The organism is Sphingomonas sp. (genome assembly GCF_019635515.1).
Lineage (GTDB): Bacteria > Pseudomonadota > Alphaproteobacteria > Sphingomonadales > Sphingomonadaceae > Sphingomonas.
Genome location: NZ_JAHBZI010000001.1, coordinates 531414 through 556021 on the forward strand (window position 1 = coordinate 531414; position 24608 = coordinate 556021).

Below are 24608 nucleotides of genomic sequence, written 5' to 3' on the forward strand. Positions count from 1 at the left end.
CATCGGTGTAAGTTGACCCCGGTGCAAGGGGCATGAGGAGAGGCTTGTGGCCGAAGCATATATCGTCGCGGCGACGCGCACCGCGGGCGGGCGCCGGAATGGCAAATTGATGGGCTGGCACCCGGCCGATCTCGGCGGCGCGGTCCTCTCCGAAATCGCCTCGCGCTCGGGGATCGACCCCGCCGCGATCGATGATGTCATCATGGGCTGTGTCGGCCAGGCCGGCGAGCAGGCGCTGCATATCGGGCGCAACGCCGTGCTGGCATCGACGCTGCCGCAAAGCGTTCCCGCCGTGTCGATCGACCGCCAGTGCGGCAGTTCGCAACAGGCGATCCAGTTCGCGGCGCAGGCGGTGATGTCGGGCACGCAGGACGTGGTGATCGCCGCCGGCGTCGAGCATATGAGCCGGGTGCCGATGGGAACCTCGGTGGCGGGTGCAAAGCCGTACAGCCAGAAGGCGCTCGACCGTTTCGGGGTGCACGGGTTCAGCCAGTTCACCGGCGCCGAGATGATCGCCAGGAAATATGGCTATGACCGCGAGCGGCTCGACGCCTATGCGCTGGAGAGCCACCGGCGCGCGGCGGCGGCGGTGGAGCGCGGCGACTTCGCCGACGAGATCCTCGCGCTGGAGATCGAGACGCCGGAAGGCACCGCGATGCACGCGCAGGACGAGGGCATCCGTTTCGATGCGAGCATGGAGGGACTCGGCGGCCTCAAGACGCTGGCCGAGGGCGGCGTGATCACCGCCGGCAATGCCAGCCAGATCTGTGACGGCGCATCGGCGGTGATGGTGGTCAGCGAGGCGGCGTTGAAGGCGCATGGCCTGACGCCGCTGGCGCGCATCCATAACCTGACGGTGACCGCCGGCGATCCGGTGGTGATGCTGGAGGAGCCGCTGTTCGCCACCGACCGCGCCCTCCAGCGCGCGGGCATGAAGATCGGCGATATCGACCTGTATGAAGTCAACGAGGCGTTCGCGCCGGTGCCGCTGGCGTGGCTGGAGCATAGCGGCGCCGATCCTGAGCGGCTCAACGTCAATGGCGGGGCGATCGCGCTCGGGCATCCGCTCGGGGCTTCGGGGACCAAGCTGATGGCGACGTTGGTCCATGCGCTGCGCAAGCGCGGCAAGCGCTATGGCCTGCAGACGATGTGCGAAGGTGGCGGGATCGCCAATGTGACGATCGTCGAGGCGCTGTGAGGGGACGGCTCTTCGATCCTCCCCGGCACGGGGAGGTGGCGCGCGTAGCGCGACGGAGGGGGCTATCCACGCAGCGAAGCATTTGCGGCGCCCCCCCTCCACCATGCTGCGCATGGTCCCCCTCCCCGTGCCGGGGAGGATCGTTTTAATGCCCACCCTCGCCGGCATCCGCATCGTCGAATTTGGCGGGATCGGGCCGGGGCCGTTCGCGGGAATGATGCTGGCTGATCATGGCGCCGAGGTGATCCGCATCGAGCGGCCCGGCGCGGCGCTTGGCCCGCATGCGATGGCGCGGTCGCGGACGATCGTCGGGATCGACCTCAAGGCGGCGGATGGCATCGAACAGGCGCGGGCGCTGTGCCGCGACGCGGACGGCATCATCGAGGGGTTCCGCCCCGGGGTGATGGAGCGGCTCGGGCTGGGGCCGGAGGTGCTGATCGGCGACAATCCCAGGCTGGTCTATGGGCGCATGACCGGCTGGGGGCAGGATGGACCACTCAGCGACGCGCCGGGGCACGACATCAATTACCTCGCCATCGCCGGGCTGCTCGACGGGATCGGCGTGCCGGGCGAGCCGCCGGTCGCGCCGGTCAATTATGTCGCCGATTTCGGCGGCGGCGGCATGCTGCTCGCCTTCGGGATGGTGAGCGCGTTGCTGGCGGTGAAGATGGGGGCGCCGGGCCAGGTGGTCGATGCGGCGATGACTGATGGTTCGGCGCTGCTGGCGAGCATGGGCTGGGGTTTCAAGGCGGCCGGCATGTGGCGCGACGGGCCGGCGGCGAACCTGCTGAGCGGCGCCGCACCCTTTTATCGCTGTTACGCCTGCGCCGATGGCCGCCATGTCGCGGTCGGGGCGATCGAGCCGCAATTCTATGCGGCGCTGGTGGCCGGGTTGGGCGAGGAGGGCGCGAGCCAGATGGACGCGAGCCTGTGGCCGGCGCGTATCGAGCGTTTCGCCGCGATATTCGCCGCGCGCGGCCGCGACGAATGGATCGCGCATTTCGCGCCCGACGCCTGCGTCTCGCCGGTGCTGACCTTCGACGAGGCCGCGGCGCATCCGCACAATCTGGCGCGCGGCACCTTTGCTGGCGGCGCGCCCGCGCCGGCTCCGCGCTTCTCGGCAACCCCCGCTTTGGCCCCCGTGCCGCCCATCTGGAGAGAGACATGAAGTTTGAAGGCACAGCCGCGGTCGTCACCGGCGGCGCATCGGGATTGGGCGCGGCCACCGCGCGCGCGCTGGCGGCGGCGGGCACCAAGGTCGCCCTGTTCGACATGAACGCGGAAAAGGGCGAAGCGCTGGCGGCCGAGATCGGCGGCACCTTCTGCAAGGTCGATGTCCGCTCGGATGACGAGGTCGATGCCGCCTTCGCCAAGGCGCGCGATGCCCATGGCCAGGAGCGCGTGCTGGTCTGCTGCGCCGGGGTCGGCAACGCCTTCAAGACCGTCGGGCGCGACCGGGCCACCGGCGAGATCAAGCAATTCCCGGCCGCGGCGTTCGACTGGGTGATCCAGGTCAACCTCGTCGGCAGCTTCCGCTGCATCGTCAAGAGCGCGGCGGGGATGCTGACGCTGGAGCCGGACGATGGCGGCGAGCGCGGGGCGATCGTCTGCACCGCCTCGGTCGCTGCGGAGGACGGGCAGATCGGCCAGGCCGCCTATTCGGCCTCCAAGGGCGGCATCGTCGGCATGACGCTGCCGATCGCCCGCGATCTCTCGGGCGAGGGCATCCGCATCAACACGATCCTGCCCGGCATCTTCGATACGCCGCTGATGCAGGCGATGCCGCAGAATGTGAAGGACGCGCTCGGCGCCTCGGTGCCGTTCCCCAAGCGGCTCGGCAACCCGGAGGATTATGCCGGTCTCGCGCTGGAGATGCTGCGCAATCCCTATTTCAACGGCGAGGACGTCCGCCTCGACGGCGCGATCCGGATGGCGCCGCGCTGATGGGCTGGCGCGACGACCCCGAGCTGGTCGCGCTGGCCGATGGCGCCGCGCGGTTCTTCGAGCGCGAGGCGCCGCCCGAGCGGATCGCCCGCTGGCGCGAGGCGGGGCAGGTCGAGCGCGGCTTCTGGCGGCAGGCGGGCGAGGCGGGGCTGCTCGGCGTGTCGATTCCAGTGGAATATGGCGGATCGGGTGGCGATTTCCGGCACGATGTGGTGCTGGTCGAGCAGGTCGGGCGGCACGGCGTCGAGGGGTTCGCGCTGTCGCTGCACAATGTCATCATCCTGCCCTATGTGCTGGCGCACGGCACCGAGGAGCAGAAGCGGCGCTGGCTGCCGAAGCTGTGCTCTGGCGAGAGCGTCGCCGCCATCGCGATGAGCGAGCCCGGGGCGGGATCGGACCTGCAATCGATCCGCACCACCGCGCTCCGGGACGGGAATGGCTACCGGATCAACGGCGCCAAGACCTTCATCTCGAACGGCCAGATCGCCGACTTCATCATCGTCGTCGCCAAGACCGATCCCAGTGAAGGCGCCAAGGGCGTGTCGTTGCTGATCGTCGAAACAGAAAGCGCCGAGGGCTTTCGCCGCGGCAAGGCGCTCGACAAGATCGGGCTCGATGCGCAGGACACCAGCGAGCTGTTCTTCGACCAGGTCTGGGTGCCCGCCGACAATCTGCTCGGGGCGAGCGAGGGGCAGGGTTTCCGCCAGCTGATGGCGGAGCTGCCGCGCGAGCGTCTCGTCATCGCCATCTCCAGCGTCGTGACGATGGACAAGGCGGTGCAGGTCACCACCGAATATACCAGGGAGCGCAAGGCGTTCGGCCAGCGCGTCTTCGATTTCCAGAACACCCAGTTCAAGCTCGCCGAGTGCAAGGCCAAGGCCGAGATCGCGCGCGTTTACGTCAACGACTGCATCGAGCGGCAGCTGGCCGGCACGCTCGATCTGACCAGTGCCGCCATCGCCAAGCTATGGGTGACCGAGGCCGAGGGGCAGGTGGTCGACGAATGCCTGCAACTGCATGGCGGCTATGGCTATGTGAACGACTATCCGATCGCGCGGATGTGGCGGAACGCGCGGGTGCAGCGGATCTATGGCGGGTCGAACGAGATCATGAAGATGCTTATCGCGCGCAGCCTTTAGGCGCTGCTCAGGCGACCTGCCGTGTGTGCAGCTCGTCATAGGCGCGCAGTGTCGAGCCCCAGAGCTGGTCGGCATAGACCGGGCCCGGCCCCTCATATTTCTGCCCGGTGAAATGGGTCGGGATGAAATAGTGGCTCGGATAGATGCGCAGCGGCGCATAGCGGTATTTCCGGTAACTCTGCGTCAGCCGCAGCGGGCCGACCGTTTTCCACGCCTTTGATTTGATGACATCCGGATCGTCATGGATGTCGCGGATGATCTGCGCGACGAACTCGTTGCCCGCCTCGCAGCCGAAATAGCCGGCGGCGATCAGCCCGGGACGCGCGGCTTCGTTTTCCCAGCAGGCGAACGCCTCGCAATCGAGCAGGTGATCGTCGAGCGGACGCAGCGCGATGCTGTCGGCATCGACGACGACGCCGCCCTTCGCGTGGAGGATCTCCCAGCGCATCATGTCGGCGACGCCGTTCCATTCGAGCTGGGCCATCGCCGTCATATGGTCCTGGTTGTACCAGTCCTGTCCGGCGAGATCGTCATTGCCCCAGACGAGGATTTCCCAGTCCGGGTTCATCGCGCGCCAGGTGTCCATGCAGTTGGTCGGGCATTTGCTCTCGTCGCCGACCCAGATGAAATGCAGGAGCTTGGGGATCACAATGGTCTTCCTCGCGCGGCGCGGTTCTGTTCACCGTCACAAGTAAAGCGGCATGGTTAACAATTTTTTCGCATGTCGCCGGGCATGGACGAAGCCATGAAAAAAGCTGGCCAGTTCCGCACCAGTTCCAAGGCGCGCGCGAGCATCGCCGCGGTGCTCATCGTCAAGGACGAGGCGCGCTGCATCGAGCGCTGCCTGAAAAGCCTGCGCGGCCATGTCGATCGCATCCTCGTGCTCGACACCGGCTCGACCGACGGGACCCAGATGCTGGCGGCCGCCTGCGGCGCCGAACTCCATCATCTGCCCTGGCCGGGGGATTTCTCCGCGGCGCGCAACCATGCCCTCGACCTTGCCGATGCCGACTGGAACCTGATCCTCGACGCCGACGAATGGATCATGTCGGGCGGCGATGCGCTGCGCCGCTGGTGCAAGGGCCAGGCGCGGATGGGCAAGGTTTGCGTGCACAGCGCCATGGACGGGCCCAATTCGCCCGACGGCGCTTCCCGCCGCAACTGGATGACGCGGCTGCTGCCGCGCGGCGTGCGCTACGAAGGCCGTGTCCACGAACAGGCGGTCTCGGACCTGCCGCGCATCAATATCAACATCCATGTTGGCCATGACGGCTATCTGGAGGCGCATGTCGAGCGCAAGAAGGACCGCAACCGCCCCCTGCTGCTCGCCGATCTCGCCGAGCGGCCGGACGACCCCTACATCACCTATCAGCTCGGCAAGGATTGCGAGCTGCACGGCGACATGGACGCCGCCGCCGAGCGCTACGAGCAATCGTACAAGGGCACCGGGCCCGACGCCAATTGGCGGCACGGGCTGATCATCCGCTTGCTGCGCAGCCTCAACAAGACCGGCAAGCGCGAAAAGGCGCTGGCGATCGCCGATGCCGAAATGCCGCACTGGCAGGAATCGCCCGATTTCTTCTTCGTGGTCGGCAATCTGCTGCTCGATGAGGCGATCGAGGACCCGGCGCAGGCGGTGGAGCAATGGCTGCCGCTCGCCGCCGGCTGCTGGGAGCGCTGCCTGCAGATTGGCGAACGGCCCGATCTGGAGGGCAGCCTGCAAGGATGCGGCAGCCACCTTGCCAGGCATAACCTCACCGCGGTGCACACCCAGATGGCGCTGCACGCCGCACAGAGCGAGCTTGCGCGGATCGTTCAATAAGTTCCGCCGCTTTGATCGATTTTCTGATTGGCACTGGTCGAGTTTAGTCGTTTCACCGACTCCGCGACCGCGCCTAGCCTCCGCGAAATCCAAAGAGCGCGAGAGGATTACAGGCATGAACGCAGAGACGGAAACCAAGGGTGGCTGCCCGATCCATGGCGGCGGCATCCGCGCGTTGCTGGGACGGACCAACAAGGATTGGTGGCCGGAGATGCTGGCGACCGAGATCCTCAATCCCAATGGCGCATCGAACCCGATGGGCAAGGATTTCGATTACGCCGAAGCGTTCAAGGCACTCGACTACCGGGCGCTAAAGGCCGATCTGACCGCGCTGATGACCGACAGCCAGCCCTGGTGGCCGGCCGATTACGGGCATTACGGCCCGTTCTTCGTCCGCATGGCCTGGCACGCCGCCGGCACCTATCGCACCGCCGATGGCCGCGGCGGCGCAAACAGCGGGCAGCAGCGCTTCGCGCCGCTCGACAGTTGGCCGGACAATGGCAATCTCGACAAGGCGCGCCGCCTGTTGTGGCCGATCAAGCAGAAATACGGCAAGCATATCAGCTGGGCCGACCTGTTCATCCTCGCCGGCAATGTCGCGATCGAATCGATGGGCGGGCCGGTATTCGGCTTCGGCGGCGGCCGCGCCGACGTGTTCGAGCCCGAGCGCGACATCTATTGGGGCTCGGAAGACAAATGGGTCAACCAGGGCGTCCAGACCCGCATCGCTCCCGAACACGGCATGCACGAGCTCGAAGGCCCGCTGGCCGCGATCCAGATGGGCCTGATCTACGTCAATCCCGAAGGCCCGCAGGGCAATCCGCATGACGATGCCGGCATGGCGCGCGACATGAAGGAAACCTTCGCGCGCATGGCGATGAACGCCGAGGAGACCGTCGCGCTGACCGCCGGTGGCCATACCTTCGGCAAGGCGCATGGCAATGGCGACGCCTCGCTGCTCGGCGCCGCGCCCTCCAGCGCCGATCTCGCCGCGCAGGGTTTCGGCTGGGTCAGCGGCCATGAGAGCGGCGGTATCGGCGAGCATACCGTCACCAGCGGCATCGAAGGGGCCTGGACCAACACGCCGGACAAATGGACCGAGAATTATTTCCGCCTGTTGTTCGATTACGACTACGAGCTGGTCAAGTCGCCGGCGGGCGCCAACCAGTGGCAACCGATCGACCAGAAGGAGGAGGACATGGCGCCGGCGGCCTGGGACCCGAACCTCAAGGTTCCGACGATGATGACCACCGCCGACATGGCGCTGAAGCGCGACCCCGAATTCCGCGCGATCAGCGAGAGGTTCCGCAACGACCATGAGGCGTTCAAGGACGCATTCGCCCGCGCCTGGTTCAAGCTGACGCATCGCGATATGGGCCCGAAGGTCCGCTATCTCGGGCCGGAAGTCCCCGCCGAAGACCTGATCTGGCAGGATCCGATCCCCGCCGGAACCATGCCTTCGGACGCGGACGTCCAGGCGGTGAAAGCCAAGATCGCGGGCAGCGGCCTGACCGTCAGCCAGCTGGTCAAGACCGCCTGGGCCTCGGCCAGCACCTACCGCAAGTCGGACCATCGCGGCGGCGCCAACGGCGCGCGCGTGGCGCTGGCGCCGCAGAAGGATTGGGAAGTCAACGAGCCGGCGATGCTCGCCAAGGTGATCGACACGCTCAACGGCCTGCGCGGCTCGATGAGCCTTGCTGACGCGATCGTGCTCGGCGGCGTGGTCGGCCTCGAAAAGGCGGGTGCCAGGAATGTGCCCTTCACCGGCGGCCGCGGCGACGCGACGGCGGAACAGACCGACGCCGAGAGCTTCGCGGTGATGGAGCCCGAGGCCGATGCCTTCCGCAACTATGTCGGCAAGAAGAAGCTGGCGGTGAAGGTCGAGGAGATGATGCTGGATCGTGCATCATTGCTTGGCCTGTCGGTGCCGGAGATGACGGTGCTGATCGGCGGCCTGCGCGTGCTCGGCGCCAATCACGGCGAGCGCGGCCATGGCCATTTCACCAAGCGGCCGGGCCAGCTGACCAACGACTTCTTCGTCAACCTCTACGACATGACCAATGTCTGGAAAGCGACGGACGAGGACGGCGCGGAATATGTCGCGACCGACCGCAAGGACGGGGGCGAGAAATGGCGCGCGACCCGGGCCGACCTGATCTTCGGCTCGAATGCCGAACTGCGCGCGGTCGGCGAGGTCTATGCCGAGAACGGGCATGAGGAGAAGTTCGTCAACGACTTCGTTGCGGCGTGGACCAAGGTGATGAACGCCGATCGCTTCGATCTGGCGTAATGCGACTACCTTCCCTCTCCCTTGATGGGAGAGGGAGGGGCCCGCTGCCGAAGGCAGTGGGAGGGTGAGCTCTCCTCATAGGACTGCCCAATGAGGATAGCTCACCCCCACCCAACCTCCATCAAGGGGGGAGGGGCTAAAAAGGGAGAGGAAGGCGATGCGGCGTGCCGACGTCGATCTGCTGGACCCGCGCCGCGCCTATTGGGTGCCGAGCGTCGTCGCGCCCTGCCGTGACTGGCCCGCCGCGCCGGGCTGTTTTCGCGGCGCCCGCTTCCTCGTCGATCGCCACACGCTGCGCGCCAACCGCAGCGATTTCGCCGCCTTCGCCAGCAAGGCCAGTTGCATGCGCTGGATGATGCGGCATCGATTGGCGCTCAACGCCGCCCTGCCCGAAGCGCGCGTCGACGCGGTTCGGCTGGATCGGTGGTTGCTGGGACTGGATTGAATGCGCGACCGTGCCGCGCTGGCGGCCATCCTTTCTTCGTCACCCCGGACTTGTTCGTCACGTATCCCGCTTGAGCATGTATCCTCCTCGGCTCCCCGGCGTAGGTCGGGGCCCAGGTGGAGAGGTCGCGGTAACGAAGCGTGGCGCTTGCCAATGCTCGTTTCCCAACTGGGCCCCGGCCTGCGCCGGGGAACCGTCCATGTTCTAGCGGGATGAGCACCGATTTGTTTCGGGTGTCACCAAGCGGCTTGGTATGGAGCAAGCATTGTTTGGCTTCACGCGGTCGGCATTGTGGTTCCCGGGAAAAGCCCGGGATGACGATGGGGCTGGTATTCGATGTTGAGCCATCCTCTTGCAATGTAGGATTTCGCCTGCTTGGGCTCGGCCGCTCGGCGCTCCCGACCGCTCTTTGAAATCGTCACTTCAGAAACCCCCATGGTCACCGCGACCATTGGGACCATTCGCGCCGCGCGGCACCCGTTCCTGGTGTCACCTTCGTGATCTTTGGTAGCCTGACGCCGCGCCCGCCCAAGGAAAAACCCGCCCGGATTGCGTCCGGGCGGGTTTTCTCATTTTCGGCCCGCCGCGGCAAAGCCGCGTCGGTCGGTGCCGGGCACCGCCTACCCCGCCACATGCCCCGCCAGCGCCGCGAGCAGCAGCAGCGCGACGATGTTGGTGATCTTGATCATCGGATTGACGGCCGGACCGGCGGTGTCCTTGTAGGGATCGCCGACCGTGTCGCCGGTCACCGCGGCCTTATGGGCTTCCGAGCCCTTGCCGCCGTGATTGCCGTCTTCGATATACTTCTTGGCATTGTCCCATGCGCCGCCGCCCGAGGTCATCGAGATGGCCACGAACAGACCCGAGACGATCACGCCCAGCAGCATCGCGCCCAGCGCCGCAAAGCCTTCGCTCTGGCCGGCGACGTAGGTGATGATGAAGTAGACCGCGATCGGGCTCAGCACCGGCAGCAGCGAGGGGACGATCATTTCCTTGATCGCCGCCTTGGTGACGATGTCGACCGTGCGGGCATAGTTGGGACGGCTGGAGCCTTCCATGATGCCCGGGTTCTCGCGGAACTGGGTGCGGACGTCCTCGACCACCGAACCGGCGGCGCGGCCCACGGCGGTCATGCCGAACGCGCCGAACAGATAGGGCAGCAAGGCACCCAGCAGCAGCCCGACGATGATGTACGGATTGCTGAGCTGGAAATCGACCGGCACGTCAGGGAAGAATTCCTTGAGGTCGGTCGTATAGGCGCCGAACAGCACCAGCGCGGCGAGCGCGGCCGAGCCGATGGCATAGCCCTTGGTCACGGCCTTGGTGGTGTTGCCCACCGCGTCGAGCGCGTCGGTCTTGTGACGGACATCGTCGGGCAGGCCAGCCATTTCGGCGATGCCGCCGGCATTGTCGGTGACCGGACCATAAGCGTCCAATGCGACGACCATGCCAGCGAGTGCGAGCAGCGAGGTCGCGGCGAAGGCGACGCCGATGATGCCGGCGATCTGGAACGCCGCGATCACCGCGACGACGATCACCAGCGTCGGCAGCGCGGTCGATTCAAGGCTGATGGCCAGGCCCTGGATGACGTTGGTGCCGTGGCCGGTCTCCGATGCCTTGGCGATCGACTTGACCGGGCGATAGTTGGTGCCGGTGTAGTATTCCGTGATCCAGACGAGGAGCCCGGTGACGGCGAGGCCGATCATCATGCACAGGAACAGGCTCATGCCCGTGAATTCCTTGCCGGTGAGCGTGGCGATATCGCCGGTGCCGGCGATGACGGCGGTGGGATCGACCGGCAGCGCGCCGACGACGGTGTTCATGTCGCCGAGGAACTGGCCGGTGAGCGTGTAGCTCGTGGCCACATAGATTGCCGGGATCGAGAGGATCGCGGTGGTCCAGAAGCCCTTGTACAGCGCGCCCATGATCGACTGGCTGCCGCCGAGGCGGACCATATAGGTGCCGATGATCGAGGTGATGATGCACACGCCGCCGACGATCAGCGGCAGCGCCATCAGCTTCATCAGCGCCTCGGCGCCGACGCCCGCGAGGAGCAGCGCGATCGAGACCATGGTGAGGCCGAGAGTGACGACATAGGTTTCGAACAGATCGGCGGCCATGCCGGCGCAGTCGCCGACATTGTCGCCGACGTTATCGGCGATCACGGCCGGATTGCGGGGATCGTCCTCGGGGATACCGGCTTCGACCTTGCCGACGAGATCGGCGCCGACGTCAGCGGCCTTGGTGAAGATGCCGCCGCCGAGACGCGCGAAGATCGAGATCAGCGAGGCGCCGAAGGCGAGCGCGGTGAGCGCGGCGATGATCTCGCGGCGGTCCGCCAGCTCGCCCAGGTTCAGCCCGGCGAAGTGGATGAGATAGCCGAAGATGCCGGCGATCGAGAGCAGGCCGAGACCCGCCACCAGCATGCCGGTGATCGCGCCCGAGCGGAACGCCAGCGTCAACCCGCCCTGCAGCGAGCCGCGCGCGGCCTCCGCGGTGCGGACATTGGCGCGCACCGAGATGTGCATGCCGACGAACCCGGCGATGCCGGAAAGCACCGCGCCGATCACGAAGCACAGGGTCGATAGCGTGCCGAGGGTGAAGAACATGATGACGGCGACGATCGCGCCGACGATGGCGATGGTGAGATATTGCCGGCCGAGATAGGCCTTCGCGCCTTCCTGGATGGCGGCGGCGATACTTTGCATCTTTTCGTTGCCGGCAGGCGCGCTGAGCACCTGCTGGGCAGTCAGGATGCCATAGAGTACGGCGATCAGGCCGCATGCTATGGCGATGTAGACGATCGTCATGGTGATGAAGTCCTTCCCCTAGAACTTTTGGAGACGCCTCTTCCGGTCTTGGCGCCGGATTTCGAGAGCAGGGGTGGAGGTATAAGCAGGCTTCGGGCGAGCGCAAGCGCGCTCAGCGGTGTTCGTAGCCCAAGTCTCCGGTCGGAGGCATCCCATCGAGCAGCAGCGGTGCGGGGCCAGGCGCGAGAACGTGGCCGATGCAGGTCGCGTCGATCGGCGGGTCGAAGGATTCGGGGGCGGTGAACAGCAGCTCGTAATCGTCGCCCCAGCCTAGCGCTTCCAGCTCGCGGAGATCACAGGCGCCAGGGGAAAACGGCACGCGATCCTGCTGGATGGCCAAGGTGCAATTGCTGGCCACGGCAATCCTGCTGGCGTCCAGCAGCAGGCCATCCGACACATCCATCATGGCATGAACATGCGGTGCCAGAGCGCGGCCTTCGTACAGGCGAGGAACCGGGCGGAGGTAACGGCTCGTGTCGCCGTAGACGGCTTCCTCCTCGGGAAGGTCAGCGGCTTGGTCGCGAAGCGTTTGATATCCGATCATCGCCGCGCCGATGCTGCCGGTCAGCCAGATCAGATCGCCGACCTTAGCGCCATTCCGTGTCGGGATCGGGCCGGTCGCGCGGCCGATGGCGGTGCAGCCGAATACCGCGGGGCTGGTCGCGATGGTGTCACCGCCAAGCAAGGGGACTTTGTAGGTTTCGAGAATGTCGCGCAGCCCCTCGATGAAGCGCTCGTCGCTCAGCGTCGCGCCGATCAGCACGCCGATCGGCTCGGCACCCTTGGCGGCGAGGTCGGACAGGTTCACCGCCACCAGCTTCCAGGCGATATCGGCGGGATCGGTGCCGGGAAGATAATGCACGCCCTCGGCGATGGCATCGTGGGTGAGGACCAGCGTCTCGCCGCCGATGGTCAGCGTCGCGGTGTCGTCGAGCAGGCCGTGCGCGCCCGGATGGAGCGGCAGGGTGCGCAGCGCGGCAATGAAATCGGCTTCGTTCAATCGATCCTCCCCGGCACGGGGAGTGTTCGAGCTTTGGCCTGCCCCCGGCAGGCCAAGATCGCGTGCGGGGCACGCGATCTCGCTTGAACACAGTGCGAAGCACTGACGGAGGGGGCTCTCCACGCAGCGATGCGCTCGCGGCACGCCCCCTCCACCAGCCTGCGGCTGGTCCCCCTCCCCGTACCGGGGAGGATCGGAATCAGGAGCGCACATCCTTGGCGATCGCATCCAAAAGGCCGTTGACGAAGCCCTTTTCGCGGCGGTCGTAGAATGCGTCGGTGACGTCGAGATATTCGCTGATCACCGCGCCGACCGGCACGTCCTTGCGCGCCATCAGCTCATAGGCGCCGGCGCGCAGGATCTGGCGCATCGGCTTGTCGAGCCGGTCGAGCGACCAGTCGGACGAGAGCTTCGAGGAGATGACGCCGTCGATCTCGTCGCGGCGCGCGTCGACGCCCTTCACGATATCGTCGAAGAAGGCGGCGTCGGCGTCGGCATATTCGACGTCCTCGATGGTCGCGCCGAGGCGGTGCTGGTGAAATTCGTGGAGCAGGGCGGTGATCGGCGTGTTTTCCATCTCGCGCTGGTAAAGCGCCTGGACGGCGGCGAGGCGCGCGGCGGCGCGGGCCTTGGAACGGGTCTTTGCGGTAGGACTAGGCATAAGCGGGGCAGATAGGTAGCTTTGCGCGATATGGCAAAGCGTCTTGCGTTCTTCTCGCTTCTCGCGGCGTTCTGGGGAATGTCCGATGCCCGCGCCTGCTCGATTCTCGTAGATCACGAACCAACCTTTGCGGAGCGGCGCGCATCCGCGGAAAAGACCGTGGCTGAGGCCAGCGTCATTCTGGACGGCGAGGTAGTCGAGGCCGGTGTCGATGGCGGCGCGCCAGCCAGGATCCGCGTGATCCGGGTGTTCAAGGGAACGCCGGAGCCATTCATCCATGTCTTCGGCGATAGCGGGGCCTGCGACCTCAACTTCGAGCGCGTGGGGGAACGATGGCGCTTCGTGCTGTTCGGCACTGCTGACCGCTATCGTAGCTGGGTGGATTATTCGAACGCGCGCGCGATCGACCGGGTGTTGAAGTCGGACCGGCGCAAGGACTGGCCGCTCAATACCGAAGAGGTTCGCTGAACCCGGCTCGCTAGGCGCGTGGCCAAATCCTGAGCGGGGGGCGGGCAGCATAGTCGCGGCTGCCCGCGTCGCCCTTCTGGATTTCGATGATATGCTCCTGGTTGAACGGTACTTCGGCGCCCAGCCAGAAATCGTCATTCTCATCGATCTCGGGCTCGTTATCGAGCAAGCCGAAATAGGTGTCGCCAGCGACTTCGCGGACCACGACCCACATCCGCTCGACCAACGGCGCGTCGTCATCGTCGGTCGCGACGAGGAAGATCAGCTTGGCGAAATCGCCGACCGCGAGGCTGGTGCGCGCCGCCTCGTTGGGGATCGGGAAACTCTCAGGGTGGAGCAGGTGCCGCTCGACCCCGCTTTCCAGGCACCAGCCATCGTCGTGAAGATCGGGCACGCGCATCACTTGCCCCTGAGCCGGATCGCGACCGAGCGGGCGTGCGCGGGGAGCCCCTCGGCATGGGCGAGGGCGACGGCGGCGGGGCCGATCGCGGCGAGGCCGGGCTCGTCCAATTGCAGGAAGCTGGTGCGCTTCATGAAATCGAGGACGGACAGGCCGGAGGCGAAGCGCGCGCGGCGGCCGGTGGGGAGGACATGGTTGGGGCCCGCGACATAGTCGCCGATCGCCTCGGGCGTGTGGCGGCCGAGGAACACCGAGCCGGCGTGGCGGACCTGCTCGAACAGCGCTTCGGCGTCGTCGCAGGCGAGTTCGAGATGCTCGGGGGCGAGGCGGTCGCACAGCGGGATCGCATCGGCGAGGGCGGCGACGACGATGATCGCGCCGTTTGCATCCCAGCTGGCGCGCGCGGTCTCGGCGGTGGCGAGCCCGGCGATCTGCCTGTCGACCGCTTCGGCGACCTTGTCCGCGAAACCGGCGTCGTCCGTGAACAGGATCGACTGGCTCGTCGGGTCGTGCTCGGCCTGGCTGAGCAGGTCGGCGGCGATCCATTCGGGATCGTTCTGGCCATCGGCGACGACGACGATCTCGCTGGGGCCGGCGACCATGTCGATCCCGACCACGCCGTAGAGCTGGCGCTTGGCTTCGGCGACCCAGGCGTTGCCGGGGCCGGTGATGACGTCGACGGGTGCGATCCGGTCGGTGCCATAGGCCAGCGCCGCGATCGCCTGGGCGCCGCCGATCCGCCAGATCTCGTCGACCCCGGCGAGATGCGCGGCGGCGAGGACCAGCGGATTGACCTCGCCGTTCGGGGTCGGCGTGACCATGATCAGGCGTTCGACGCCGGCAGCGCGGGCAGGGAGCGCGTTCATCAGCACCGAGCTGGGATAGGCGGCGCGGCCGCCCGGGACGTAGACGCCTGCCGAGTCCACCGGACGCCAGCGGGCGCCCAAGCGAATACCCTGCGCGTCCATATCGTCGCTGTCGGCGGGGCGCTGCTTGGCGTGATAGGCGGCGATGCGTTCGGCGGCGAGTTCGAGCGCGGCGCGAAGGTCGGGGGTGAGGCCTTCCCACGCCTGCAGGCATTCGGCGCGGTCGATGCGCCAGCCGGTCGCGTCGAGGTCGTGCTTGTCGAACAGGCGGGTGAGATCGCGGACGGCGGCATCGCCTTCGTCGCGGACGCGCTTGATGATGTGGGTGACGTTGCGGGCGACGTCCTCATCGGCTTCGCGGCGGGCGTTGACGAGGGCGGTGAAGGCGCGGCCGAAGCCGAGTTGGGTGGTGTCGAGGCGGATCACGCGACTGCCTTGCGGAAGGCATCGACCAAAGGCACGACCTCGCCGGCGCGCATCTTGAAGGCGGCGCGGTTGACGATCAGGCGCGAGGTGACTTCGGCGATGACCTCGACCTCGACAAGGCCGTTCTCCTTGAGGGTGCGGCCCGAGGAGACGAGATCGACGATGCGCGGCGCCAGGCCCAGCACCGGGGCCAGCTCCATCGCGCCGTTCAGCTTCACGCATTCGGCCTGGACGCCGCGCGCCTCGAAATGGGCGCGGGTGATGTGCGGATATTTGGTGGCGATGCGTACATGGCTCCAGCCGCGCGGATCGTCCTCGCTCGCCATGTCGGCGGGCTCGGCGACCGAGATGCGGCAATGGCCGATGCCGAGATCGACGGGCGCGTAGAGCTCCGAATAGGCGAACTCGGCGAGCACGTCCGATCCGACGATGCCGAGCTGGGCGGCGCCGTGCGCGACGAAGGTGGCGACGTCGAAGGCGCGGACGCGGATCAGGTCGATCGCCGGGGTGTTGGTCTTGAAGCGCAGCGCCCGGCTGTTCTCGTCCGCGAACGCCGGTTCGGGGATGATTCCGACATGCGCGAGCAGCGGCAGGCATTCTTCGAGAATGCGCCCTTTCGGTACGGCGAGGATCAAAGGCTCGGTCATGGAGAGCGGGGCTTTACTTGGGGGGGCGCTGCGGCGCAACAAGCGCGGCATGTCGGATGAAGCAGCCAACCGCGAAGCCTATCGGCTCCAGCACCATTATTGCACGGCGATGGGCGCGCCGATCACCGCGCGAATCTGCCTGGCGCTCGCCGATTGCCTGAGCCGCGACAGCCGTACCGGCGCGCGGGCGCTCGACTGGGAAGGCGAGCCGACCAAGGCGGCGCTCCCCTTGCGCACGGTGGGCGGACTGCATTCGCTGGCGTTGCGCGGCGTGGCGCTGGTGGATGTGTTCGACGGCACGATCACCGATCCGGAAGCGGTGAAGGCGGCGCTGTCAGCGGCGTTGAGCGCGCATGACGGCGAGCTCTATCCCTGGCTCGATGGTCCGCCGCAGACCAACGAGGCCGGGCGTTCGGGCGCGTTGATGTGCGGGCTCATCGAAGTGTCGCGGCGCTTCGGTCAGCCGCTGGAGATATTGGAGATCGGATCGAGCGCTGGGCTGAACCTGTTGATCGACCGCTACCGATTCGATCTCGGCGGGACGACCGTTGGACCGGAGGATGCGCCGGTGACGATCCGTCCGGAGTGGCGGGGTCCGGTGCCGCCGCGGGTGCCGGTGCGCTTTGCCAGCGTGCGCGGATGCGATCAGGCGATCGTCGATGTCCGCGACGCGGCGGCTGCCGAGCGGCTGCGCGCCTATGTCTGGGCCGACAACCCCGAGCGGCAGGCGCGGATGACCGGGGCGATCGCGATGATCGCGGCCCAGCCGGTGCAACTGGAGGAGGCCGACGCCGCCGAGTGGCTGGAGGCGCGGCTGGCCGAACCCCAGGCCGAGGGCGTGACGCGGGTGCTGATGCATTCGGTGGTGTGGCAATATCTGCCGGCGCAGACGCAGGCCAAGATCACCGGGATGATGGAAGAAGCGGGCGCCGCAGCGACTGCCGACAAGCCGCTCGCCTGGGTGGAGATGGAGCCGGACCGGACGCTGCACCGGCAGGAAGTGCGGGTGCGGACCTGGCCCGATGGCGCGCCCGGGGTGATGGTCGCCGCCTCGCAGGCACATGGGGCTTGGGTGGAGGGCTGGACCGCGAATATTGAGGAAGTTTAGTGTTTTCCGGGGGCTAAACATTCGCGAATGGTCCCAATGGTCGCAGTGACCATGGGCATTTTTGGACGACGATTTCAAAGAGCGGGCGGCAGTGCCGACGGCATCAGCCAAGCAGGCGAAATCCTACATTGCAAGGGCGGCGAACGGAGCCGCTCCTACCTGCGTCATCCCGGCGAAAGCCGGGACCCAGAGCCACGCAGCGCATCGCCGAGTAACCCTGGGCCCCGGCTTTCGCCGGGGTGACGATTAGCGTTTCGCCAGCCACTCCCGCATCGCCGCGGTGACCGGTTCGGGCTTTTCCCATGGCACGAAATGGCCGGCATCCTCGATCTTCACCAGCGTGAGATCAGGGACGTAATTGGGCAGCTCGGCAAGCTGGACCGGGCGCAGGGCGGTGTCCTTCATGCCCCAGATCACCAAGGTCGGCTGGGTGACGGGCGGGAAGGGCGCGTCGAGCCAGGCGGGCCGCTCGGGAGTCTCGCCCGGAGCGGGGACGATGACGCTGCTGCCGCGATACCAGTTGAGCATGCCGGTCATCGTGCCGGGCTGGCTCCACTCGTCGATATAGGCGTCGCGCTCGGGAGCAAGCGCTGCGGCGTCGGTATATTTGGCGAAGCTGGTGTCGAAAAAGGTGGGGATGCCCATCCGCGCGACGAACTGCTCGAAGTCGGGGTTACGGAAGGCGGTGATGTACTGGCTGGAGGCGCGCTGCTCGGCATCGTCGAACAGCGAGCGCTGGAAGACGAGCGGATGCGGCGCGTTGACGATGATCAGCCGCGCGATCCGCTGCGGGTGCTGCAGCGCCGCCATCCAGGCGATCGCCCCGCCCCAATCATGGCCTACAAGCGTGAACTGGCCGATGCCGAGATGATCGGCGAGCGCGAGCAGATCGGCGACGGGCTTGTCGGGGGAATAATTCTCGGTGCCCTCGGGCTTGGACGAGCGGGCGAAGCCGCGCTGATCGGGGGCGACGACATAGTGATCCTTGGCCAGCGCAGGGATCTGATGCCGCCAGGTGCGATGCGATTCGGGGAAGCCGTGGAGGAGGATGATCGGCGGATTGGCGGGGTCGCCGGCGATGGCGACGTCGAGCTCCACCCCGGAGGGCAATGCGATCCGCTGGAGGTCAAAGCCCATTTCCGTCTCCTGTTTTGCCGCGCTGCCGGGCATTTTGGAGAGGGTAGGAGGCGGGTCTCGGCTTTGCAAATGGCCAGTGCCGCTATCGGCGGATGGTTGCCCGCGCATGTAGCGTGGCGATCAGGACGGTCGAATAATAGCTGATGATCGTCAGCATGAAGAGGACCATAGCCTGGATTATCGGCCCGCCCAGCGTGCTGTCGAAGCCGGTGACGTCGCCGGTCATCGCCAGGATCAGCGCGGCACCCTGACCGATCATCAGATAGGCCAGCGGCAGCATCAGCAGGTGCAGAATCCACGCTCTGCGCACATGCCTGGACAACCGCCAAAACAGAACGGAAAGGGCGATGGGGCCGAACGTCGCAATTAGCCAGCCGCAAATGGCCCCGGCTTGCTGCCATACCGACATCTTCTGCACATGGGTGTAAACCCAGGCGGCGCCCAATGCGACGTCGAGGAACAGCATCGTCGTGACAATCACCGCCACCAGCGCGAATATCTCGTAGCGGTTAAGCCGAAAGCGCATGCGTAAAATCATAGCGTAACCAGCCGCTTCCGCCAGCACGCAAGTCGAGGTCACCGAAGCTCCGGCTCAGGGGTGGGCGTGGCGAGGAAACCTGCCCCTGGTGCGGCTGGTCAAATGGTAGCGAAAGCAACGGTCGCAGCGATAGGGGTGAAGGGCCGCGCCATCGCGGATTGCCGCCCGCGCTTCGGCTTCGGACGCGAAGCGCTGTTTGCGGGCGCAGCGCTGGCGCGGGTGCTAGGGATAGCTCACCGTCAGCGGCACTTCGGGGATCGGGATGAATTCCTTGTCGTCGTCCGGCACCTTGGGGAAGGCGCCGGCCTTCCAGTCGGCCTTGGCCTGGTTGATGCGGTCGCGGCTGGAGGAGACGAAGTTCCACCAGACATGGCGGGGCGTCTTGAACGCTTCGCCGCCGCACAGGGCGATGCGGGCGCCGGTATCGGAGCGCAGCGTCGCGGCGATGCCGGGGCGAAGGACGTAGAGGGTCATCGGCTCCAGCGTCATGCCGTCGAGCGTGGCTTCGCCGGTGGCGAGGTAGACGGCGCGCTCGTCTGCCGAAGGATCGATCGGGATGTTGCCGCCGGCATCGAGGGCGATGTCGGCATAGATGGTCTGCGCATAGGTGGTGGTCGGGGCCGAGGCACCCCACAGATCGCCCATGATGATCCGGGCGGTGGCGCCTTCGCCCTCGACCACCGGCAGCTGTGCGGCGGCGACATGCTCGAAGGCGGGATCGACTTCCTCATATTTCTCTGGGAGGGCGAGCCAGGTCTGGAGGCCGGACAGTTCGGGGCCTTTCGCGCGCTCGGCCGATGGCGAGCGCTCGGAATGGACGATGCCCTTGCCGGCGGTCATCAGATTGACCGCGCCGGGTTCGATCGTCGCGAAGGTGCCGAGGCTGTCGCGGTGGTCGATCGCCCCGGCATAGAGATAGGTGACGGTGGCGAGGTTGATGTGCGGATGCGGGCGCACATCGATGCCGGTGCCGACATCCAGCCGAGCCGGGCCCATCTGATCGAAGAAGATGAAGGGACCGACCATCGTGCGCGGGCGCGAGGGCAGGGTGCGGTGGACCTTGAAGCCGCCCAGATCATGGGTGACCGGCTCGATGGTCTGGAGGATCAGGCTTTCGTTCATGGTGCCAAGGTAGCGCGCATTCGTGCGGCGGCAATCGCCGGTACGGAAACGATCCTATTCTCCGGGTGCTCTGGCCTTGATCGCCAGCGCGTGGATGCGCTGCCGGAGCAGATCGGCGAGGGCGTGGTTGACCATCCGCTGGCGGGCGACGCGCGACTGGCCGGCAAAGGCCGCGCTTTCGACGATTACCGTCCAGTGCGATTCGCCCGAGCCGTCATCGCCCATATGGCCGGCATGATGATGACTGTCGTTGATCACCTCGAGCTGCGACGGAGCGAGGGCGGCGGTGAGACGGGCATGGATGATTTCGGCGAGCGGCGCGGTGGCGGGCAGGGTCATGCCGCCTATATAGGGCGATTGTTCGAGGGAGTCGCGTGGCCGATAGCCAGCCCAGAAAAGACCGGCCGAATTCTCGTTTCCACGGCCGCGTGGAGGCGCCCGGGCGGCTGTGCGCCGAGCCGGGATGCACCGAGCCGGGCGAGTTTCGCGCGCCGCTGATCGAAGGCGCGCAGAGCGGGCGCGACGGGCCGCCCGAGTTTCGCTGGCTGTGCCTCGAGCATGTCCGCGAATTCAATTCGGGCTATAATTTCTTCCGCGGGATGAGCGCCGACGAGATCCATGACGCGCAGCGGCCGCTCGCCGGCTGGGAGCGCGAGACGCGGGCCTTTTCGGGCAATGGCGGCGCCGACCGGCCGCCGCGCTGGGCCGATTTCAGCGATCCGCTGGATGCGATCGGCGCGCGCTTCAGGCAGCGCATGCAGGATCAGGCCGCGCGCAAGGACGGCAAGCCGCTATCGGGCCGCGACCGCGAGGCGCTGCGCGCACTGGCGCTGGATGTGGATGCCGACCGGACGATGCTCAGGCGGCGCTATTCGGATCTGGTGCGGCGATATCATCCCGACCGGAATGGCGGGGATCGCTCACACGAGGCCAAGTTGCAGGCGGTGATCGAGGCGTATCAGGTGCTGAAATCGTCGCCGGCGTTTGCTTGACTCGCTCTTCGTCACCCCGGACTCGTTCCGGGGTCCACCGTGCCGCCAGAGCGAAGCTGGAGCCTCTAGCGCTACACCAAGTGGCCTGGTGGATCCCGGAACAAGTCCGGGATGACGGTTTGGAGTAAGCCCTTCGCTTCTACCTCTTGCCGGCAATCCGCTTGGCGACGGCTTCCTATTGCATCAGCCCGCCGGCCATGCCGTCGCTCGCCTTGATCATCCGGTAGTCCATGCCGCCTGGAGGGGCTTCGGCGTCGATGTCCCAGCCGACCACGCCGTTGTAAAAGGCCTTGGCCGCCGTGATGTCGCCTGTCAGCAATTCGTACCAGATGAAGCTGCCATGCGCGTTTTCCATCGTACGCCCCTTCAGCCGTTCCGGGTGTCGAGGATCGGCTTGAAGCCGCCCCACATCATGCGCTTGCCATCGAAGACCGGCTCGGGCTGGTTCTGCATCCGTTCGTCTTCCATGAGCTTGCCCCAGCCGGCGTCGCGCGTGGCCTTGTCGGGCCATTCGACCCAGGAATAGACCACGCTCTCGTCGGGCTTTTTGAGCGTGGCGCGGTTATAGTCGGTGAGCTTGCCGTCGGGCGTCTCATCGCTCCAGCCTTCGACGACGCGCAGGGCACCGAATTCCTGGAACATGCCGGATACCCTTTCAGCCATTTCGCGATATGCATCCTTCTTGTCGGTCGGTACCGGGATCAGATAGCCGTCGACATAGCCGGGGGCGGTGGCGGTGCCGGTATCGACGATCGCTTCGAAGCCCGAATAGATCATCCGCCCGGCGTCGAACGGCATGTCCTTGGCCATCTCGGCCATCGCCGGGTCGCTCATCATCTTTTCGTTGGCGGCGTCGCGCGCGGCCTTGTCGGGATATTCGAGCCAGCTGAACAGCACGGTCTCGCCGTCTTCGAGATTCACCGATTTCTTTAGGTCGTTGACCTTGCCGTCGGGGACATCATCGCCCCAGGTCTCGACGAAGCGGGTGGCGCCGAGGCGCTCGAACAGCGGCGCCGCGCTTTGGGCGTGCTTGAGATATTCGTCCTTGTTGGCGCTGGGGACGGGGGTCAGGAATCCTTCGACATAGGTCATCGATTCTCTCCTCGGATTTTCGGCTTCAGCCGGCGATCGCGGCCTCGATCGCGGCGACGTCGATCTTCTTCATCTTCATCATCGCCTCGTGCGCGCGGCGGGCGGCGTCCCTGTCGGGATTGGTCATCGACTCCAGCAGGACGCGCGGCGTGATCTGCCAGCTATAGCCCCATTTATCCTTGCACCAGCCACACACCGATTCCTGACCGCCATTGCCGGTGATCGCGTTCCATAGCCGGTCGGTCTCGGCCTGGTCCTCGGTGACGATCATGAACGAGACGCTCTCGTTTGGCTTGAACATGTCGCCGCCGTTGAGCGCCGAATATTTGCGGCCATCGAGGGTGAAGTCGATGACGAGGACATCCCCTTCCTTGCCGCTGGGATTGTCGCCGGGCGAGCGGATGACCCGGTCGACATGGCTGTCGGGCAGGCCCAGCGAGCAATAGAAGTTGGCGGCTTCCTCGCCGACATGGTCGAACCAGAGGACGGTGGTGATCTTATCGGCCATTTTCTCTCTCCTGTGTCTTGGTTTTAGGCCGGTTCGTGGGCCGGGCCATCGGGGAAGGCGGCCATCGCCGCTTCCATGTCCATGAACATCGGCTCGAACATGTGGCCGTCCGGATCCTCGAAGGTGCGGCCATACATGAAGCCCATATCCTGCACCGGGCGCACATCGGCGCGCCCGCCTGCTGCGGCGGCCCGTTCGTTGATCGCGTCGACCGCCTCGCGGCTGTCGCGCGAGATGCAGATCAGCACCTCGGTGGCGGCATGCGAATCGGCGATCGTCTTGTCGGTGAAGGTCTGGAAGAAGTCGCGGTGCAGGATCATCACCGTGATCGTGTCCGACAATTGCATGGCCGAGGCCATTTCATTGCTGAAGCGGTCATCCCGGGTGAAGCCGATCGCCTCGTAGAAGGCGGTGGATCGGGCGACATCGGCAACCGGCAGGTTCACGAAAATCATCTGGGGGGCGGACATCTTGTTCTCTCCTTGCGAATCATTATTTGCCTTTATTCGCCGGACTGGTTATAAAAAGCAACCATGAAGTTAAAAAAAGTGACCCAGACGGAAAATTCCTCCCGCAGCCGCTGGTATGACGATGCGTGCGGTACCGCGCTTGCGCTTGAACTGGTGGGGGAGCGCTGGTCGCTTCTGATCGTGCGCGAGCTGATGTTTGGCGGACGGCGGTTCGGGGAATTGAAAGCCGCGCTGCCGGGGATCAGCGCCAATATCCTGACGCAGCGGCTGGAGGGGCTGGAGGCGTCGAAGATCGTCGCCAGGCGCAAGCTGCCGCCGCCGGCATCGGTGCAGATCTATGAGCTGACGCCCTGGGGCTATGAGAGCGAACCCGCGATCCAGGAATTGGGCCGCTGGGCGGTGCGCAGCCATGATCACGATGTGACGCTGCCGCTATCCGCCGCCTCGATCATGATGTCGTTCCGGACCATGTACGCCCGCGAGCGGGCGCGGGAGCTGATCGGCAGGACGGTCTGCTTCGTCATGGGCCCGGAGCATTTCGTCGCGACGCTGAAGTCCGACGAGATCGCGATCCGCCGCGCCGACGAGGCGTGCGACGTCCGCTTCGAAACCGATCCGATGACGCTGGCTTCGGTGGTCTATGGCGGGCGGCCACTGGCCGATGCCGAAGCGGCGGGGGTGCTGGCGATCAGCGGCGATCGCGCGCTGGCCGAGCGTTATCCTTCGCTGTTCGTGTTGCCGGAGAAAATCTAGCGCCGGTTGCAGAAGCCCGGACGGCGATTCGCGTTCGAGCAGCCATCGCTGATCGCCTCGCGGAGATCGTCGCAGGTCATGTCGGCGGTGCAGCCGCGATCCCAGCGGCCGTTCACGACACGGCATTGCCTGACGAGATAGGCCGAGGCCGATCCGCCGACTTCGGCGGCGCAGCTCTGCTCGCCGCGGCGGCGGCGCGGACCCCAATTCTCATCGCGCCAGCCACCCTGATTCCAGTCGCGCGGCGGGCGGGGGTGGCGGGGGCGAACCTTGACTGGCGGGCGCGGTGCCGGGGTCCAGGTCGGGCGCGGTTCGGGGCGGGAATAACCCGAGAGGTAGCGGCGATAGGCGGTGGCGACGCAGGCCGCGTCCTCGCAGCGGTTGCGCTCGCTGAGCAATGCGATCTGCTGGCGCTGCATGACGCGTAGCGCGCCGCGCTCGGCACCCTGGCGGGCATTGGCCCATTCGGTGGCGAGCGTGCGATGCAGATAGCGCAGATTCTTGTTGTCGCAGACCAGCCACTCGCCGCGCCGCATCTGGCCGCGGCATTCGGGATCGGGCGCGATCCAGTCGAACGGCGGCTCGACGACCGGGCGCGGGCGATCGTGCGGCGGCGGCGGGGGTGGCGGCTCGCTCGCGCCCCAGTTGCACGATCCGAGCGAAGCGCTTGCCAGCGCAAGGAACAGCAGCTGCCTGATCATCGATTTCCTCTCGGGGCAGGGCGTTTCGATGACGTCATGATCTCACGAAAGCGAGGCAGTGGAAAGTGCGC

Annotated in this window: 27 protein-coding genes; 11 read left to right on the top strand and 16 right to left on the bottom strand. The window is 66.4% G+C overall.

Annotation, left to right across the window (positions count from 1 at the left end; all coding sequences use genetic code 11):
• Window positions 1-46 precede the first annotated feature (46 nt).
• The 4 genes from KF730_RS02715 (at window position 47) to KF730_RS02730 (ending at window position 4281) form a co-directional block, all read left to right on the top strand.
• Window positions 47-1198 carry an acetyl-CoA C-acetyltransferase gene (locus KF730_RS02715; RefSeq protein ID WP_294092085.1) on the top strand — a complete coding sequence of 384 codons (1152 nt, stop codon included), beginning with the start codon at window positions 47-49 and terminating at the stop codon, window positions 1196-1198.
• Between the two features lie 148 nt (window positions 1199-1346).
• Window positions 1347-2366, top strand: coding sequence for a CaiB/BaiF CoA-transferase family protein (locus KF730_RS02720; RefSeq protein ID WP_294092086.1), 1020 nt, complete (start codon window positions 1347-1349; stop codon window positions 2364-2366).
• Window positions 2363-3142 carry an SDR family NAD(P)-dependent oxidoreductase gene (locus KF730_RS02725; protein WP_294092087.1) on the top strand — a complete coding sequence of 260 codons (780 nt, stop codon included), beginning with the start codon at window positions 2363-2365 and terminating at the stop codon, window positions 3140-3142. Before KF730_RS02720 ends, KF730_RS02725 begins: the two co-directional genes overlap by 4 nt.
• Window positions 3142-4281 carry an acyl-CoA dehydrogenase family protein gene (locus tag KF730_RS02730; RefSeq protein WP_294092088.1) on the top strand — a complete coding sequence of 380 codons (1140 nt, stop codon included), beginning with the start codon at window positions 3142-3144 and terminating at the stop codon, window positions 4279-4281. The genes KF730_RS02725 and KF730_RS02730 overlap by 1 nt, the downstream gene beginning before the upstream one ends.
• Window positions 4282-4288: 7 nt before the next feature.
• Here the strand turns inward: KF730_RS02730 and KF730_RS02735 are convergent, their stop codons facing one another.
• A complete protein-coding gene (locus KF730_RS02735; RefSeq protein ID WP_294092090.1) occupies window positions 4289-4930 on the bottom strand; it encodes a glycosyltransferase in 642 nt (213 codons plus the stop codon).
• Between the two features lie 96 nt (window positions 4931-5026).
• On the opposite strand from KF730_RS02735, the gene KF730_RS02740 reads away from it, so the two are divergent.
• The 3 genes from KF730_RS02740 to KF730_RS02750 all read left to right on the top strand — a co-directional run bounded on the left by KF730_RS02740 (window position 5027) and on the right by KF730_RS02750 (window position 8838).
• Window positions 5027-6103, top strand: coding sequence for a glycosyltransferase family 2 protein (locus KF730_RS02740; protein WP_294092091.1), 1077 nt, complete (start codon window positions 5027-5029; stop codon window positions 6101-6103).
• A 115-nt stretch (window positions 6104-6218) separates the two neighbouring features.
• Complete coding sequence (katG, locus tag KF730_RS02745) at window positions 6219-8393, top strand: catalase/peroxidase HPI (RefSeq protein WP_294092092.1); 2175 nt, start codon at window positions 6219-6221, stop codon at window positions 8391-8393.
• Between the two features lie 157 nt (window positions 8394-8550).
• Window positions 8551-8838: a hypothetical protein gene (locus KF730_RS02750; protein ID WP_294092094.1), complete on the top strand. Its 288-nt coding sequence runs from the start codon at window positions 8551-8553 to the stop codon at window positions 8836-8838.
• Between the two features lie 620 nt (window positions 8839-9458).
• Here the strand turns inward: KF730_RS02750 and KF730_RS02755 are convergent.
• The 3 genes from KF730_RS02755 to nusB all read right to left on the bottom strand — a co-directional run bounded on the left by KF730_RS02755 (window position 9459) and on the right by nusB (window position 13309).
• Entirely contained in the window at window positions 9459-11648 is a 2190-nt protein-coding gene (locus tag KF730_RS02755) for a sodium-translocating pyrophosphatase (protein ID WP_294092095.1), read from the bottom strand.
• A 112-nt stretch (window positions 11649-11760) separates the two neighbouring features.
• Complete coding sequence (gene thiL / locus KF730_RS02760; protein WP_294092096.1) at window positions 11761-12648, bottom strand: thiamine-phosphate kinase; 888 nt, start codon at window positions 12646-12648, stop codon at window positions 11761-11763.
• Window positions 12649-12847: 199 nt separating this feature from the next.
• The gene (nusB, locus tag KF730_RS02765) at window positions 12848-13309 is read right to left on the bottom strand and encodes a transcription antitermination factor NusB (protein WP_294092097.1); all 462 of its coding nucleotides are present in this window, start codon (window positions 13307-13309) and stop codon (window positions 12848-12850) included.
• Window positions 13310-13339: 30 nt separating this feature from the next.
• On the opposite strand from nusB, the gene KF730_RS02770 reads away from it, so the two are divergent.
• Window positions 13340-13777 (top strand): hypothetical protein, encoded by a 438-nt coding sequence (locus KF730_RS02770; RefSeq protein ID WP_294092098.1) that lies wholly within the window; start codon window positions 13340-13342, stop codon window positions 13775-13777.
• 10 nt (window positions 13778-13787) lie between these two features.
• Here KF730_RS02770 and KF730_RS02775 read toward each other — a convergent pair whose 3' ends face one another.
• The 3 genes from KF730_RS02775 to hisG are packed head-to-tail and all read right to left on the bottom strand — an operon-like array spanning window position 13788 to window position 16116.
• Window positions 13788-14177 carry a hypothetical protein gene (locus tag KF730_RS02775; RefSeq protein ID WP_294092099.1) on the bottom strand — a complete coding sequence of 130 codons (390 nt, stop codon included), beginning with the start codon at window positions 14175-14177 and terminating at the stop codon, window positions 13788-13790.
• Window positions 14177-15469 (bottom strand): histidinol dehydrogenase, encoded by a 1293-nt coding sequence (hisD, locus tag KF730_RS02780; protein WP_294092100.1) that lies wholly within the window; start codon window positions 15467-15469, stop codon window positions 14177-14179. The genes KF730_RS02775 and hisD overlap by 1 nt, the downstream gene beginning before the upstream one ends.
• Window positions 15466-16116, bottom strand: coding sequence for an ATP phosphoribosyltransferase (hisG, locus tag KF730_RS02785; RefSeq protein ID WP_294092101.1), 651 nt, complete (start codon window positions 16114-16116; stop codon window positions 15466-15468). The genes hisD and hisG overlap by 4 nt, the downstream gene beginning before the upstream one ends.
• 49 nt (window positions 16117-16165) lie before the next feature.
• Here hisG and KF730_RS02790 point away from each other — a divergent pair, with 49 nt between their 5' ends.
• The gene (locus tag KF730_RS02790) at window positions 16166-17224 is read left to right on the top strand and encodes a DUF2332 domain-containing protein (RefSeq protein WP_294092102.1); all 1059 of its coding nucleotides are present in this window, start codon (window positions 16166-16168) and stop codon (window positions 17222-17224) included.
• A 246-nt stretch (window positions 17225-17470) separates the two neighbouring features.
• On the opposite strand, the gene KF730_RS02795 is transcribed toward KF730_RS02790, so the two are convergent.
• The 4 genes from KF730_RS02795 to KF730_RS02810 all read right to left on the bottom strand — a co-directional run bounded on the left by KF730_RS02795 (window position 17471) and on the right by KF730_RS02810 (window position 20360).
• A complete protein-coding gene (locus tag KF730_RS02795; RefSeq protein ID WP_294092103.1) occupies window positions 17471-18361 on the bottom strand; it encodes an alpha/beta hydrolase in 891 nt (296 codons plus the stop codon).
• 82 nt (window positions 18362-18443) lie between these two features.
• Window positions 18444-18941, bottom strand: a complete 498-nt coding sequence (locus tag KF730_RS02800; protein WP_294092104.1) for a hypothetical protein — start codon at window positions 18939-18941, stop codon at window positions 18444-18446.
• 180 nt (window positions 18942-19121) lie between these two features.
• Window positions 19122-20021 (bottom strand): pirin family protein, encoded by a 900-nt coding sequence (locus KF730_RS02805; protein ID WP_294092105.1) that lies wholly within the window; start codon window positions 20019-20021, stop codon window positions 19122-19124.
• Window positions 20022-20075: 54 nt separating this feature from the next.
• A complete protein-coding gene (locus KF730_RS02810; RefSeq protein ID WP_294092106.1) occupies window positions 20076-20360 on the bottom strand; it encodes a BolA family protein in 285 nt (94 codons plus the stop codon).
• An 89-nt stretch (window positions 20361-20449) separates the two neighbouring features.
• Between KF730_RS02810 and KF730_RS02815 the strand changes: the two genes are divergently transcribed.
• Window positions 20450-21013, top strand: coding sequence for a J domain-containing protein (locus KF730_RS02815; protein ID WP_294092107.1), 564 nt, complete (start codon window positions 20450-20452; stop codon window positions 21011-21013).
• Window positions 21014-21188: 175 nt separating this feature from the next.
• Here KF730_RS02815 and KF730_RS02820 read toward each other — a convergent pair whose 3' ends face one another.
• Genes KF730_RS02820 through KF730_RS02835 form a run of 4 tightly spaced genes read right to left on the bottom strand, consistent with a single transcriptional unit; the run spans window position 21189 to window position 23083 of the window.
• Entirely contained in the window at window positions 21189-21368 is a 180-nt protein-coding gene (locus KF730_RS02820) for a hypothetical protein (protein WP_294092109.1), read from the bottom strand.
• 11 nt (window positions 21369-21379) lie between these two features.
• Window positions 21380-22105: a DUF1428 family protein gene (locus KF730_RS02825; protein WP_294092110.1), complete on the bottom strand. Its 726-nt coding sequence runs from the start codon at window positions 22103-22105 to the stop codon at window positions 21380-21382.
• Window positions 22106-22130: 25 nt separating this feature from the next.
• Window positions 22131-22613: a VOC family protein gene (locus KF730_RS02830; protein ID WP_294092111.1), complete on the bottom strand. Its 483-nt coding sequence runs from the start codon at window positions 22611-22613 to the stop codon at window positions 22131-22133.
• A 23-nt stretch (window positions 22614-22636) separates the two neighbouring features.
• Window positions 22637-23083: a VOC family protein gene (locus KF730_RS02835; RefSeq protein WP_294092113.1), complete on the bottom strand. Its 447-nt coding sequence runs from the start codon at window positions 23081-23083 to the stop codon at window positions 22637-22639.
• A gap of 78 nt (window positions 23084-23161) precedes the next feature.
• Here KF730_RS02835 and KF730_RS02840 point away from each other — a divergent pair, with 78 nt between their 5' ends.
• Window positions 23162-23836, top strand: coding sequence for a helix-turn-helix domain-containing protein (locus KF730_RS02840; protein ID WP_294092115.1), 675 nt, complete (start codon window positions 23162-23164; stop codon window positions 23834-23836).
• Here the strand turns inward: KF730_RS02840 and KF730_RS02845 are convergent.
• Window positions 23833-24537: a hypothetical protein gene (locus tag KF730_RS02845; RefSeq protein WP_294092117.1), complete on the bottom strand. Its 705-nt coding sequence runs from the start codon at window positions 24535-24537 to the stop codon at window positions 23833-23835. The two genes, KF730_RS02840 and KF730_RS02845, sit on opposite strands and share 4 nt — an antisense overlap.
• Window positions 24538-24608 lie beyond the last annotated feature (71 nt).

Bases quoted from the DNA above. Each gene is read 5' to 3' on its own strand.
- KF730_RS02720 (WP_294092086.1), top strand. From the start codon at position 1,347: ATGCCCACCCTCGCCGGCATCCGCATCGTCGAATTTGGCGGGATCGGG.
- KF730_RS02725 (WP_294092087.1), top strand. From the start codon at position 2,363: ATGAAGTTTGAAGGCACAGCCGCGGTCGTCACCGGCGGCGCATCGGGA.
- KF730_RS02730 (WP_294092088.1), top strand. From the start codon at position 3,142: ATGGGCTGGCGCGACGACCCCGAGCTGGTCGCGCTGGCCGATGGCGCC.
- KF730_RS02740 (WP_294092091.1), top strand. From the start codon at position 5,027: ATGAAAAAAGCTGGCCAGTTCCGCACCAGTTCCAAGGCGCGCGCGAGC.
- katG (WP_294092092.1), top strand. From the start codon at position 6,219: ATGAACGCAGAGACGGAAACCAAGGGTGGCTGCCCGATCCATGGCGGC.
- KF730_RS02750 (WP_294092094.1), top strand. From the start codon at position 8,551: ATGCGGCGTGCCGACGTCGATCTGCTGGACCCGCGCCGCGCCTATTGG.
- KF730_RS02755 (WP_294092095.1), bottom strand. From the start codon at position 11,648: ATGACGATCGTCTACATCGCCATAGCATGCGGCCTGATCGCCGTACTC.
- nusB (WP_294092097.1), bottom strand. From the start codon at position 13,309: ATGCCTAGTCCTACCGCAAAGACCCGTTCCAAGGCCCGCGCCGCCGCG.
- KF730_RS02770 (WP_294092098.1), top strand. From the start codon at position 13,340: ATGGCAAAGCGTCTTGCGTTCTTCTCGCTTCTCGCGGCGTTCTGGGGA.
- KF730_RS02775 (WP_294092099.1), bottom strand. From the start codon at position 14,177: ATGCGCGTGCCCGATCTTCACGACGATGGCTGGTGCCTGGAAAGCGGG.
- hisG (WP_294092101.1), bottom strand. From the start codon at position 16,116: ATGACCGAGCCTTTGATCCTCGCCGTACCGAAAGGGCGCATTCTCGAA.
- KF730_RS02790 (WP_294092102.1), top strand. From the start codon at position 16,166: ATGTCGGATGAAGCAGCCAACCGCGAAGCCTATCGGCTCCAGCACCAT.
- KF730_RS02795 (WP_294092103.1), bottom strand. From the start codon at position 18,361: ATGGGCTTTGACCTCCAGCGGATCGCATTGCCCTCCGGGGTGGAGCTC.
- KF730_RS02805 (WP_294092105.1), bottom strand. From the start codon at position 20,021: ATGAACGAAAGCCTGATCCTCCAGACCATCGAGCCGGTCACCCATGAT.
- KF730_RS02810 (WP_294092106.1), bottom strand. From the start codon at position 20,360: ATGACCCTGCCCGCCACCGCGCCGCTCGCCGAAATCATCCATGCCCGT.
- KF730_RS02820 (WP_294092109.1), bottom strand. From the start codon at position 21,368: ATGGAAAACGCGCATGGCAGCTTCATCTGGTACGAATTGCTGACAGGC.
- KF730_RS02825 (WP_294092110.1), bottom strand. From the start codon at position 22,105: ATGACCTATGTCGAAGGATTCCTGACCCCCGTCCCCAGCGCCAACAAG.
- KF730_RS02830 (WP_294092111.1), bottom strand. From the start codon at position 22,613: ATGGCCGATAAGATCACCACCGTCCTCTGGTTCGACCATGTCGGCGAG.
- KF730_RS02835 (WP_294092113.1), bottom strand. From the start codon at position 23,083: ATGTCCGCCCCCCAGATGATTTTCGTGAACCTGCCGGTTGCCGATGTC.
- KF730_RS02845 (WP_294092117.1), bottom strand. From the start codon at position 24,537: ATGATCAGGCAGCTGCTGTTCCTTGCGCTGGCAAGCGCTTCGCTCGGA.